This window comes from Pseudomonas sp. PA-4-8C, assembly GCF_021606625.1.
In the GTDB taxonomy this organism is placed as follows: Bacteria; Pseudomonadota; Gammaproteobacteria; order Pseudomonadales; family Pseudomonadaceae; genus Aquipseudomonas; species Aquipseudomonas lactis.
This window is the reverse complement of record NZ_WKCD01000160.1, coordinates 1-12,409: the sequence shown is the minus strand read 5'-3', so window position 1 is coordinate 12,409 and position 12,409 is coordinate 1. Positions and strand designations below refer to the sequence as shown.

The window sequence follows — 12,409 nt, the reverse complement described above, 5'->3', positions numbered from 1 at the left end:
GACCGAAGCCGAGCTGGCGTCTGTCCCCTTGACGCTTAAGCGCTGGGCCTTGTGGCCGTATCGCCTCGCGGATGTTTGTATCATCGAAATCATTGTGTGGGAGGTTTGGCGCAGATGGTGCGATATCCCAATTCCATGAAACTAGACCTCACTCGCGAAAAACACCTCTTGAATTGGCAATTGGTAGCGGTGCGCGAACCTGGAGGCGGTCATTACGGGGCGTTATAGATCAAGAGTGATTCGATTTTTTCACCAAAAGGGCATGTTAATGTCGTTTTTTCTCGCTTACACCCTGGTGATGGTGGTTGGAGCGTTCGTCATTTTGGGATTAGTGCTCTTTGTCGAACGAACAAAACTCGAGGCGTTGGAAGGTTACTTCATTGAAAACGTGCAGGTGCGTAACTATCAGCAACGCTGGGGACGAAACCAGCGGTTCGTCAGGTTCCATCGCATGTGTTTCATGATTGATATCCTCCGCGCGCCAGAACGCTCCGTGAAAGAAGGTTACATGACCGAGGCAGAGCTAGCCGTCATTCCGCCAGCGCTCAAGCGTTGGGCTGTATGGCCCTATCGGCTCGCGATAATTTGGGCGATCAGTTGGGGCTATTGGTGCACCTGGCTTTAGAGGTACTTTCGCTTCTTGAGCCTGAATTTCAGGCTCACATTTTTTAAAAAAAATACTGTACATACATACAGTCTTGTCCTACAGTCCATCCCAGGTGACCGGATGTCACCGGTTACCTGAGCTTCAATTTTTTAACTATGGATGGATAAAAAATGAAATCGAAAAAAGCCTTCATTCTGGGCGCGGCCATGGCGGCCTCTTGCTTCGTTTCGGCCTTTGCCCTGGCCGAGCAAACCCCGGCAAAACTCAGCGCGCAGGCGGTCAAGCAGGCCGTGGACAAAGCGTTGAAACCTGGCGGTACGCTGGAAAAGGCCAGCGTCTCGGGCGAGCTCAAGCAAAAGCTCAATGCCGCCAAGGCCGGGCAGTCCAACGTCGTCAAAAAAAGCAAGGCGGCCGTCGGTAATGTGGCGATTGACTCCCCGGTTGGCCAGCTGGAAAAACCTGACTCGGCGCACATGAAACAGGCCGCGGTTGCAGCCTTCACGCCGTTGTTTCCCACCCTGGATATCAATACTCTTTACACCCTCACCGGTGTGGAGACCGGCGCGCAAATCGCTTACCACTTCAACCTGCCGAAAAACGCACGAATCCAGGTACAGCTGCTGAACCAGAGTGCCGGCACGGATATGTCGTTGACGCTGTTCCATGACGACGGCCAAGGCAACCTGACGCCGCTGGGCACCTCGGATAACCCCGGCAGTGCCGATGAATACCTCAACGGCGTGTTGCCAGCCGGTGACTACTACTGGTTCATGGTGGCCAATGTCGCGAGCAACTCGCAGTTCAGTTTTGGTGTGGCGGTGGACAGCAATGTGGATGCCTACGAGCCTAACGACACTGAGCAAACCGCGTTCGCGCTGCCGGATGCCTTGAACCAGGTGACCGGTAACCTCGACAGCGTCAATGACGTGGATTACTTCTCCTTCGTCTCGTTGCGTGGCCAAGGTGTGGGCATGTTCCTGGGCGATGACGGTGCGGGTACGCGTAACCAGTGGATCTTCGAACGGTTCGATGGCACCCAGTGGGTGGAAGTCCCGCAGGGCTCTACCTCCACCTATCCCAACCTGACGCCAGGCTACACGGTCAAGGTGCGTGTGCGGGCCAACCCGGCGGTAGCATTGAACCCCCAGGCTCAATACAAGCTGACCCTCGGCTCGGCGCCACGCCTGAACCAGCACAATGTGAACGGCGATAACGTGGTGCGCATCCCCAGCTCGATCTTCCAACTGGCCACCCAGGCGGCCCGCAATCTGAGCTGGAGCACCCAGTGGTCAGACAGCACGGGCGAGCCCCTTCGCGGCGTCACCCCTGTACTGCGGGTCGACAAGCATTTTGGCGCCACTTACAACTGGGTCGACTATGAGGCCAAGACCGGCATCACCGGTGCAGCCTCGGGGAATGTCGCCCTGGGCACCTGCTCTGGGGACTACAAAGTGCGGTACCCGGACAGCGCCTCGGGCCAGACCTACAACTGGGAAACCTGGTTCAACGAGGGCGGCTGGCGCATCGAGCTCAGGGAGTTCCCTGGTGTGGGCGTGGGTGGCAATAACGTCCAATACGTCAGCCTCGGCCACATCTGCAGCCAGACCATCGTGCGCTGATTGATCTATGTGTGTGAAGCGGGGGGCAGTCCAGTTGGACTGCCCCTTTTTTTTACCGTGGGTTCCCAATGCAAAGTGCCAAACAAATAGTCCATCAACGGCAGCACGATGTTGAAGTTACGCCCCTGCATCAGCTCACGACGGTGATGCAAGGCATGCAGGCGGTGCATCTGGCGAATCCACGGCAGGCGTGCCACCGGGTGTTCGGCAGGCAGGTGTTCGCAGGCATGAAACACTTCGTAGAGCAGGTAACCGAGGATCATGCAGCCGGCAAACAACCCGGCAACGTTGGGGCTCAGTTGGCTGAGCAGCCACCAGGCGGGAAGGGTGATGGCCAGGCTGTGCAGCACGATCAGCCAAGCCGGAAACAGGATGACGCGCCAGTCGCGGGGGCTGTCGTAGGTCATGTGATCGGGGGTAAAGAAGCTGTGGTGATCGCCGGTGTGGCGTGCGTAGAACAGCCGTGCGAACGCATGTTTGTGGTGGCCCAGATGGCGGTGCACAAGGTAGATGCACAGGTTGAAGAACAGCAGGGTCAGAGGCACGGCCAGCCACTGCAGGGCGGTGATATCGGCAGTGGACGACCAGGCCAGCGTGATGCAGGCGATGCCGTAGCCAAGCACGAATGCGGCATGCAGCCAGGGGTTGTAACGCGGGCTGACGCTTGCGCGGTAACGGTCGCGGAAAGTCTCGGTCGGGTGGGGCATGGCCGGCTGCTCGCTGTGTTTTTATTTGAGGCTGAGCTTAGTTGGCTTAGGCGGATGTGCGAGTTTTTACTGGCAACCCTTGCCCCCTGTAGGAGCGAGCTTGCTCGCGAAAAATGTCAACGATAACGCGGGCTTCTGAATAAACGCGGCGCCTGTGAGTTTTTCGCGAGCAAGCTCGCTCCTACAACAGGAGGGCAAGCCAGCTCCCACATTTTGATCACTGCCGACCAGTGGAGGCTTGCACAGGTCCGATTTACTTGTTAGTTTCTGACAAAATGTTAACGATAACATTTGCTCTAAAAATAAAAACAAAACAGAGACCCACGCCATGAAAATGCTCCCCAACACCCTGTGTTTACTGGCTGCCAGCATCACCCTGGGCAGCGCGACCCCCGCGTTTGCCGACGCTGCCAAGCCCATCCGCATCGGCGCCTCGTTCCAGGAAATCAACAACCCCTATTTCGTCACCATGAAAAACGCCCTGGAAGAAGCCGGCGCCACCATCGGTGCGAAGCTGATCATCACCGACGCCCGCCACGACGTGTCCAAGCAGGTCAGTGATGTCGAAGACATGCTGCAAAAGGGCATCGATATCCTGTTGATCAACCCCACTGACTCCGTCGGCGTGCAATCGGCCGTCAAGTCGGCCCATGCTGCCGGCGTCGTAGTGGTGGCGGTGGATGCCCAGGCAGATGGCCCGCTGGATTCGTTCGTCGGCTCGAAGAACTTCGACGCCGGTTTCCAGGCCTGTGAATACCTGGCTAAAACCATCGGTGACAAAGGCAATATCGCCATCCTTGACGGCATCGCCGTGGTGCCGATCCTCGAACGTGTACGCGGCTGTAAAGAGGCGGTGGCCAAGCACCCGGACATCAAGATTGTCAGCATCCAGAACGGCAAACAGGAACGTGACCAGGCCCTGACCGTCACCGAAAACATGTTGCAGGCCCAGCCCACCCTCAAGGGCATTTTCAGCGTGAATGACAATGGCTCCCTCGGCGCACTCTCGGCTATCGAAGCCAGCGGCATGGACGTGAAGCTGGTCAGCGTCGACGGCGCGCCGGAAGCGATCAAGGCGATCCAGAAACCCGGCAGCCATTTCATCGCCACCTCGGCCCAGTACCCGCGCGACCAGATCCGCCTCGCCCTGGGCATTGCCCTGGCCAAGAAGTGGGGCGCCCAGGTACCGGCCAGCGTGCCGGTGGACATCACCCTGATCGACCAGGCCAAGGCCAAGGACTTCAGCTGGTAAACCCCCCAGGCCCCACGCAATGCGTGGGGCCCAGGTCTTCCTTCTGAGTGCGAGGTCGGCGGTATGAGCAGTCTTCTGAAGCTGGAAAACATCTGTAAGCGTTACCCTGGGGTGCAGGCCCTCAAGGCCATCAACCTGCAAGTGGAGCGTGGCGAAATCCACGCCTTGCTCGGGGAAAATGGCGCGGGCAAATCCACCCTGATGAAGATTCTGGGCGGTGTCGAGCATCAGGACGAAGGGCAGATCCTTATCGACGGGCAGGCTCGAACATTTGCGACCTATCGGGATGCGATTGCCGCCGGGATTGGCATTGTGTTCCAGGAGTTCAGCCTGATTCCCTACCTCACGGCGGTAGAAAATATCTTCCTCGGCCATGAGCTGAGCAACCGCTTCGGCCTGTTGCGCAAGCGCGAAATGGCCGAGGCCTCCCAGGCGTTGTTCAAGCGCCTCGGGGTCAGCATTGACCTGCACTGCGCGGTCAAGCACCTGAGCGTGGCCGAGCAGCAATTTGTCGAAATCGCCAAGGCCCTGGCCCTGGACGCACGCCTGCTGGTGCTCGATGAGCCGACCGCGACGCTGACCCCCAGTGAGGCCGAGTTGCTGTTCGACATCATGCGCGAACTCAAGCGCCAGGGTGTGGCGGTGATTTTTATCTCGCACCACCTGGAAGAGATTTTCCAGGTCTGCGACCGCATCAGCGTGCTGCGCGACGGCGGCAATGCAGGCGTCACCGAGGTGGCCGACAGCGACATCGACCGCCTGGTCGAGATGATGGTCGGCCGCCGCCTGGAATGCAGTTTTCCGCCCAAACCCAGCGGCGAACGCGGCCCGTTGCTGCTGGAAGTCAAGGACATCCAACTGGTGCGCAACGGCCCCCACAACCGTTTCAATGTGCACAAAGGCGAGATCCTGGGCTTCGCCGGCCTGGTGGGTTCGGGCCGCACCGAGCTGGCCCTGGGCATGATGGGCGCGTTGCCCACGGTGAGCAAAGACGTGTGGCTGCGCGGGCAAAAAGTCAGCCTCGATGACCCGGCCCAAGCCCTGGCCCACGGCATCGGCCTGCTCCCCGAAAGTCGCAAGAGCGAAGGGCTGATCACCGCCTTCAGCATTCGCGAAAATATCTCGCTGAACAATTTGCCCAAGTATCAGAACGCCTCGGGCCTGATCGACAAGGCCCGCGAGTGCGCCAGCGTCGAAGCGCTGATGAGCCAGCTGTCGATCAAGGCACCCAGTGGCGAAAGCCTTGTGGTGAACCTCAGCGGCGGCAACCAGCAAAAAGTCGTGATCGCCCGCTGGATCAACCACCACTGCGACGTACTGGTGTTCGACGAACCCACACGCGGCATCGACGTGGGGGCCAAGGCGCAGATCTACGCGTTGATGCGCAGCCTCACCGAACAGGGCTACGCGATCATCATGATTTCCTCCGAGCTGCCCGAAGTCATCGGCATGTGCGACCGCGTCGCCGTGTTCCACAAGGGCGCCATCGTCAAGGTACTGGAAGCGTCCGCCGTCAATCCTCAAGAGGTCATGCGCCATGCAACAGGGGGCTCAAGTGAATACGTCCATTAACACCGCCGGCACCGGCCGGTTGCGCCTGAACCTGGCGCGGCTGCTGCGCTCGCCCGCGTTTTATCCCTTTGTCGGGCTGGTGGTGGTGACCCTGGTGATGATCCTCGCCAGCGACACCTTCCTCACCGCCAGCAACCTCTCCAACATCGCCCGCCAGGTGTCGATCAACGCGATCATCGCGGTAGGCATGACCTGCGTGATTCTCACTGGCGGCATCGACTTGTCGGTGGGGCCGGTGATGGCGTTGTCCGGCACCTTGACTGCCGGGCTGATGGTCGCCGGGTTGCCGCCGGGCCTGGCGATTGGCGTCGGGCTGCTGGTGGGCGTGGCCTTCGGCATCGGCAACGGGCTGTTCGTGGCGTACCTGCACATGCCGCCGATCATCGTCACCCTGGCGACCATGGGCATCGCGCGCGGGTTCGGGCTGATGTACACCGACGGCTACCCGATTTCCGGCTTGCCAGAGTGGTTCGCGTTCTTCGGTCGCGCCAGTGTGTTTGGCCTGCAGGTGCCGATCCTGATCATGCTGCTCACTTACCTCGCGGCCTACGTGCTGCTGCAGCACACCCGTATCGGCCGCTACATCTACGCCATCGGTGGCAATGAAGAAGCGGTGCGCTTGTCCGGGGTGCGTGCGGCGCGTTTCAAGCTGCTGGTGTATGGCATCAGCGGCTTCACCGCTGCGATTGCCGGGCTGGTGCTTACCTCGCGCTTGATGAGCGGCCAGCCGAATGCCGGTGTGTCGTTCGAACTCGATGCGATTGCCGCCGTGGTGCTGGGTGGCGCGTCGATTGCCGGCGGCCGCGGAGTGATCATCGGCACTTTGCTCGGCGCCATGCTGCTGGGCGTGTTGAACAACGGTTTGAACATGCTTGGCGTGTCGCCCTACGTGCAGAGCGTAATCAAGGGCGGGATCATTTTGCTGGCGATTTTTATCAGCCGTCAGCGCCATCGTTAATACCTCACTACACAGGACCGAACACATGGACAAGCACACTCACATGCAAGCCGTCGTCTGCCACGGCCCGAAAGACTACCGCCTGGAGCGCATCGGCAAACCCCAGGCGCGTGCCAATGAGCTGGTGATCCGTATCGCCGCCTGCGGCATCTGCGCCAGTGACTGCAAGTGCCACTCGGGCGCGGCGATGTTCTGGGGCGGCGACAACCCCTGGGTCAAGGCGCCGGTAGTACCGGGCCACGAATTTTTCGGCTACGTGGTCGAAGCCGGCGAGGGCGCCGAGGAGCACTTTGAGGTCAAGGTCGGTGACAAGGTCATCGCCGAACAGATCGTGCCGTGTGGCAAGTGCCGCTTCTGCAAATCAGGCAAATACTGGATGTGCGAAGTGCACAACATCTTCGGCTTCCAGCGCGAAGTGGCCGAAGGCGGCATGGCCCAGTACATGCGTATTCCCAAGACCGCCATCGTGCACAAGATCCCCGAATCGGTGTCCCTTGAAGACTCGGCGCTGGTGGAGCCGATGGCCTGCTCGATCCATACCGTCAACCGTGGCGATATCCAGCTCGACGACGTGGTGGTGATTGCCGGTGCGGGCACGCTGGGCCTGTGCATGGTCCAGGTAGCCGCCCTGAAGACCCCGAAAAAACTGGTGGTGATCGACATGGTCGACGAGCGCCTGGAACTGGCGAAAAAGTTCGGCGCCGATGTGGTGATCAACCCCGCCCGTGACAACGCCCGCGAGATCATCAACGGCCTTACGGAGAATTACGGCTGCGACGTCTACATCGAAACCACCGGCGTCCCGGCCGGCGTCACCCAGGGCCTGGACCTGATCCGCAAGCTCGGGCGCTTTGTCGAGTTCAGCGTGTTTGGCGCCGAGACCAGCGTGGACTGGTCGATCATCGGCGACCGTAAGGAGCTGGACGTGCGCGGCGCGCACCTAGGCCCGTATTGCTACCCGATCGCCATCGACCTGTTCGAGCGTGGCTTGGTCACTTCCCAAGGCATCGTCACCCATGATTTCCCGCTGGACGACTGGGCCGAGGCGTTTGAACTGGCCAATTCGACCAAGTCGATCAAGGTGCTGTTGAAGCCGGTGCTCTGAGATGGACTACGTCATCGGTGTAGACATTGGCACCCAAAGCACCAAGGCGCTGCTCGTGGATGCCCAGGGCACGATCATCGCCCAGCACAGCCACGGCTACCGGGTGGACACCCCGAAAGTGCGCTGGGCCGAGCAGTGGCCGCAGGTGTGGCTGGATGCCGTCCAAACCTGCGTGGCCCAGTGCATGGCCAGGGCCGGGGTGCCTGCGCCGCAGGTCAAGGCGCTGTGCATCAGCAGTTTGTACGGTGGTTCGGGCATTGCCGTGGATGCGCAGATGACGCCGCTGCACCCGTGCCTGATCTGGATGGACCGCCGCGCCGGCGAGCAGGTGGCCTGGGTGCGCGAGCACGTGGACCTGGAGCGCTTGTTCGCCATCACCGGCAACTCGGTAGACAGCTACTACGGCTTCACCAAAATGCTCTGGCTCAAGCAGCACCAACCGCAGGTGTGGGCGGATACCCGCTACCTGTTACCGCCCAACAGCTACATCAACTGGTGCCTGACCGGCGAGTTGGCGGTGGACCACAGCAGCGCCGGGAATATCGGCGGTGTCTACGACGTGGCGGCGCGCAACTGGTCAGGTGAGATGCTGGATGCGCTGGGTATCGCGCAGTCGATGATGCCCGAGCGGTTGCTGTATTCCGGCGAGGTGGTGGGCGGTTTGCTTGCAGACTGGGCCGCACGCCTGGGCTTGCAGCCGGGCACGCCAATCCTCGCTGGGGGCGTGGACGCGGCCATGGCGACTTTGGCGGCGGGTGTCACTCAGCCAGGCAATCATGTGGCGATGATCGGCACCAGCATGTGCTGGGGCTACCTTAACCAGCAGGTGGATGCGCGCCATGGTTTGGTGAGCATGCCCCACGTCTACAACGGCCACCGCGACCTGTACATCTTCGGCGGTGCGATCACCGCCGGGGCCTCGGTCAGCTGGTTTCGCGAGCAGTTCTGCCAGGCCGAAGAACAGCAGGCCCAGGCCACGGGGCAAGACAGCCTGGCACTGTTGGAGCAGAGCGCGATGAATATTCCGGCCGGCAGCGAAGGCGTGGTTTTTTTGCCTTACCTGATGGGCGAGCGCAGCCCGGTATGGGATGACCGCGCCAGCGGCAGTTTTGTCGGGCTCAACCTCTACCACAGCCGCTTTCACCTGTACCGCGCGGTGCTGGAGGGCGTGAGTTTTGCCCTGCGCCACAATATCGAAGCGGGTACTCAAGGCGCGCACTCCCTGGACCCACGCCTGATTGTGGTGGGCGGGGCGAGCCATTCGGACCTTTGGATGCAGATCATCGCCGATGTCACACGCTACCCGGTGTACACCATCGTCCAGGAGGTAGAAGCGGCCCTGGGCGCGGCGTTGCTGGCGGCGCATACCGTGGGGCTGGTGAGTGATGGGCAGATGGACACCGGCTGGGTGCAGTTGCAACTGCGGGCGCAGCCCAAGCGGGAGAATGTCATGACCTATGACCGGGCGTTTGCCGAGTACCTGAAGCTGTACCCGGCTCTGAAACCGATCATGCACAACCTGCAAACCACCTGATTCAACACGGTCCAGAAATGTGGGAGCTGGCTTGCCTGCGATAGCGGTGTATCAGCACCCGATAAGGAGACTGATACTCCGCTATCGCAGGCAAGCCAGCTCCCACAGTGGATCTTCATTGGTTTTGAGATCTTTATTTATGACCACTACCTTCGACTTCTCTCACCGGCGCATCCTCGTCACCGGTGCCAGCAGCGGCATCGGTCGCGAAATTGCCCAGCAACTGATCGCCAGCGGCGCCGAAGTCTTCGCCCTCGGTCGCGACGCCCAAGCCTTGGCGGCATTGGGTTGCCACACCTTGTGCGTGGACATCGCTGACAACATCACCCTCGACGAAGCCCTGCAAGCTTTGCCGCCCCTGCACGGCCTGGTCAATTGCGCCGGGATTTCACGCCTGGAACCCGCCGCCGCTATCAGCGCCAGCGCCTTCGATCAGGTGATGAACGTCAACGCCCGCGCCGCTGCGCAAGTGGCCAGCCGGGTCGCGGCGAAGATGATTGAGGCGAACATGGCGGGCAGCATCGTCAACGTCTCCAGCCAGGCGTCGTTGGTGGCGCTGGACGATCACCTGAGCTACTGCGCTTCCAAGGCCGCGCTGGATGCAATCACCCGTGTGCAATGCGCCGAGTGGGGCCGTTTTGGCATACGCGTCAACAGCGTCAACCCCACCGTGACCTTGACGCCGATGGCAACCATGGCCTGGTCCGACCCGGCCAAGCGCGACCCGGCGCTGGCTGCGATTCCGTTGGGGCGTTTTGCGCAACCGGCGGAAGTGGCGCTGCCGGTGCTGTTCCTGCTCAGCGACGCGGCGAGCATGATCAGTGGCGTCAGCCTGCCGGTGGACGGCGGCTACACCAGCCGCTAGCCGTTTTCCAGCTGCCCGGCGATGACCACTTTATCCCGTGGCTTGTACGGGTCTTGCAGGCGGTCGAGCAGCAGGCGCACCGCACTGCTGCCGGCCAGGGACGCGTCATGGGCCACGCAGGCGATGGGCACGCCAAAGATATCGGCGAAGGGCAGGCGGTCGATGCCGCAGATGGTCAGGCTGTCATGGGCAATGTTGTGCATGCGTAACGCGCGCAGGGCGCCCAGGGTGATCAACTGGTTGAAACCCATGATCGCGTCCGGCGCCGAGTGTGCGGCCAGGTAGTCGAGGGTATGCAGGTAAGCCGGCATCAGCGTGTAGTCACCCGCCTGCACCTCGACCTGAATGTCGGGGTGTTCGGCCAGCACTTCCCGCAGGCCTTTGAGGCGCTCCACGCTGATGCGCGAGTGCTCGGGGCCGGTCAGCACCAGCAGGCGCTTGAGGTTGGGCGTTTGGCGTAACAGGTAGTGCGCGGCTTGCAAGCCGCTGTGGTAGTTGTCGAGCACCACACGGCTGAACGGGCTGTCGTGGATGGTGCGATCAAGCAGCACCACCGGGGTCTTGCCGTTGCTCAGGCGCTCCAGATAGTCGGGTTGGTAGCTCGGTTCATCGGAGACCGGCGAGAGGATGATCCCCGCCACGCGATACCCCAGCAGGGTATCCACCGCCTTGCTTTCCAATTCCTCCAGCTCATCGGTGTCCACCAGCATGATGGTGTAGCCGTGCTTTTTCGCCTCGCGGGAAATCGCCTTGATCATCTCGCTGTAGAACGGGTTGTCCACCGAAGCGGTGATGACCCCGATGATCAGGCTTTCACTGCGCTTTAGCCCACGGGCGAAGGCGTTGGGCACGTAGTCCAGCTCGCGTGCCACTTCCAGAATGCGCGCCAGGGTGGCGGGTTTGACCAGGTCGGGTTTGCTCAAGGCCCGGGACACCGTAATGGTGGTCATGCCGACCCGTTTGGCAATGTCGCTGATGGTGACGGACTTTTTCTTGTTCATCGGTAAGGCTGCGAGGGGAAACACCAGCAGGCTAGCATGTGCGCAGATGTAGAGTGATTCAAATCAGCGGGTCCCAGCGTTGCGACCAGTCGCCTTCGGCCTTCACCACTGTACGTAGCAGCTCCAAAGCCTGTTGCAACACCGCCGAATCCCGCGCCCGCGAATACACCAGGTAGGTCGGAAAGCTGAATTCCGGCGCCTTGGGCACGCGCTGCATCACGCCGCTGTCCAGGTAGCTTTGCACCACCCGTGTGCGGAAGTAGCCGGCACCGCCGTTTTCCAGAATGTACTGCAACGCCAGCGGCCCCAGGTTGAAACTCACCGCGGCACGCGCACGGTCGGGCAGGGCGGCGTCGTGCTGCTGGCGAAAGCCCTGGCCCCAGTCGATATACACGTAAGGCTCGGGTTTGCTCGCCAGTTGCACCAGAATCAGCTTTTCTTCCAGCACCTGCTCCACCTGCAAGCCCGGCCAGTATTGCGGCTGGAACACCAGGGCGGCGTCGAGCACACCCAGCTCTAGTTGGCGCAGCAGGTACTCGCCCTCACGCACTTCGGTGCGCAGAGCATGGCCCGGAATGTGTTCGCGCAGCGCCTTGGCCCAGCCGAGCATCAACGGGTTGCACAGGCTGACTTCACCGCCGATATGCAGCACGTTGCGATAGCCATCGGGCAACGGCAGGTCGCGTCGCGCCGCTTCCCAGGTCTGCAGCAACTGGTTGGCGTACACCACGAAGGCCTCGCCGTCGGCGGTCAGCCGCGCACCGGCACGGTTGCGCACAAACAGCGTGCAGCCGAGCTGGTTCTCAAGGTTTTTGACACGAGCGGTGATAGCGGTCTGGGTGACGTGCAGTTTCTCGGCCGCTGCGGCCAGGCTGCCGCAGCGGGTGATTTCGAGGAAGGTGCGTGCCAGTTCGATGTCCATGAAGCCCCCGGGGATGAATAGGGGCATTGTAGAGCGATGCAGGATTGGAATGCGATCCATGTGGGAGCTGGCTTGCCTGCGAAGACGGCCTGACAGTCAACTGGGATGTTGGATCAGAGCGCGTACATATCCGTTATTTAGGTAACGGCCACTTAGGGTTCCGCCCTGACGGCGGCTCACTTTGCAAAAGCGGCAAAGTAAGCAAAACGCTCTTGCCCCACCACTCGGCACCTCGCTTAGGCTCGGTGTGCCCGTAATCCGCCAGTG

Annotated in this window: 11 protein-coding genes; 8 read left to right on the top strand and 3 right to left on the bottom strand. The window is 61.1% G+C overall.

What is annotated here, in order from left to right; all coding sequences use genetic code 11:
• Nucleotides 1-268 precede the first annotated feature (268 nt).
• Nucleotides 269-625 carry a hypothetical protein gene (locus GIW04_RS20285; protein ID WP_120248968.1) on the top strand — a complete coding sequence of 119 codons (357 nt, stop codon included), beginning with the start codon at nucleotides 269-271 and terminating at the stop codon, nucleotides 623-625.
• A gap of 152 nt (nucleotides 626-777) precedes the next feature.
• Nucleotides 778-2,226 (top strand): hypothetical protein, encoded by a 1,449-nt coding sequence (locus tag GIW04_RS20280; protein WP_120248876.1) that lies wholly within the window; start codon nucleotides 778-780, stop codon nucleotides 2,224-2,226.
• A 5-nt stretch (nucleotides 2,227-2,231) separates the two neighbouring features.
• On the opposite strand, the gene GIW04_RS20275 is transcribed toward GIW04_RS20280, so the two are convergent.
• Nucleotides 2,232-2,933: a sterol desaturase family protein gene (locus GIW04_RS20275; RefSeq protein ID WP_034134270.1), complete on the bottom strand. Its 702-nt coding sequence runs from the start codon at nucleotides 2,931-2,933 to the stop codon at nucleotides 2,232-2,234.
• Between the two features lie 328 nt (nucleotides 2,934-3,261).
• Here GIW04_RS20275 and GIW04_RS20270 point away from each other — a divergent pair, with 328 nt between their 5' ends.
• The 6 genes from GIW04_RS20270 (at nucleotide 3,262) to GIW04_RS20245 (ending at nucleotide 10,219) form a co-directional block, all read left to right on the top strand.
• Complete coding sequence (locus GIW04_RS20270; RefSeq protein ID WP_120248875.1) at nucleotides 3,262-4,185, top strand: substrate-binding domain-containing protein; 924 nt, start codon at nucleotides 3,262-3,264, stop codon at nucleotides 4,183-4,185.
• A gap of 63 nt (nucleotides 4,186-4,248) precedes the next feature.
• The gene (locus GIW04_RS20265; protein ID WP_120248874.1) at nucleotides 4,249-5,757 is read left to right on the top strand and encodes a sugar ABC transporter ATP-binding protein; all 1,509 of its coding nucleotides are present in this window, start codon (nucleotides 4,249-4,251) and stop codon (nucleotides 5,755-5,757) included.
• Nucleotides 5,723-6,715 (top strand): ABC transporter permease, encoded by a 993-nt coding sequence (locus GIW04_RS20260; RefSeq protein WP_003192356.1) that lies wholly within the window; start codon nucleotides 5,723-5,725, stop codon nucleotides 6,713-6,715. The genes GIW04_RS20265 and GIW04_RS20260 overlap by 35 nt, the downstream gene beginning before the upstream one ends.
• A gap of 25 nt (nucleotides 6,716-6,740) precedes the next feature.
• Nucleotides 6,741-7,820: an erythritol/L-threitol dehydrogenase gene (locus tag GIW04_RS20255; RefSeq protein ID WP_003192355.1), complete on the top strand. Its 1,080-nt coding sequence runs from the start codon at nucleotides 6,741-6,743 to the stop codon at nucleotides 7,818-7,820.
• Nucleotide 7,821: 1 nt separating this feature from the next.
• Nucleotides 7,822-9,354: an FGGY-family carbohydrate kinase gene (locus tag GIW04_RS20250; protein ID WP_120248873.1), complete on the top strand. Its 1,533-nt coding sequence runs from the start codon at nucleotides 7,822-7,824 to the stop codon at nucleotides 9,352-9,354.
• Between the two features lie 139 nt (nucleotides 9,355-9,493).
• Entirely contained in the window at nucleotides 9,494-10,219 is a 726-nt protein-coding gene (locus tag GIW04_RS20245) for an SDR family oxidoreductase (RefSeq protein WP_057711211.1), read from the top strand.
• Here the strand turns inward: GIW04_RS20245 and GIW04_RS20240 are convergent.
• Together GIW04_RS20240 and GIW04_RS20235 are read right to left on the bottom strand one after the other, a co-directional pair.
• Complete coding sequence (locus tag GIW04_RS20240) at nucleotides 10,216-11,220, bottom strand: LacI family DNA-binding transcriptional regulator (RefSeq protein ID WP_003192351.1); 1,005 nt, start codon at nucleotides 11,218-11,220, stop codon at nucleotides 10,216-10,218. The two genes, GIW04_RS20245 and GIW04_RS20240, sit on opposite strands and share 4 nt — an antisense overlap.
• A gap of 58 nt (nucleotides 11,221-11,278) precedes the next feature.
• Complete coding sequence (locus GIW04_RS20235) at nucleotides 11,279-12,142, bottom strand: LysR family transcriptional regulator (protein WP_003192349.1); 864 nt, start codon at nucleotides 12,140-12,142, stop codon at nucleotides 11,279-11,281.
• Nucleotides 12,143-12,409: the final 267 nt, after the last annotated feature.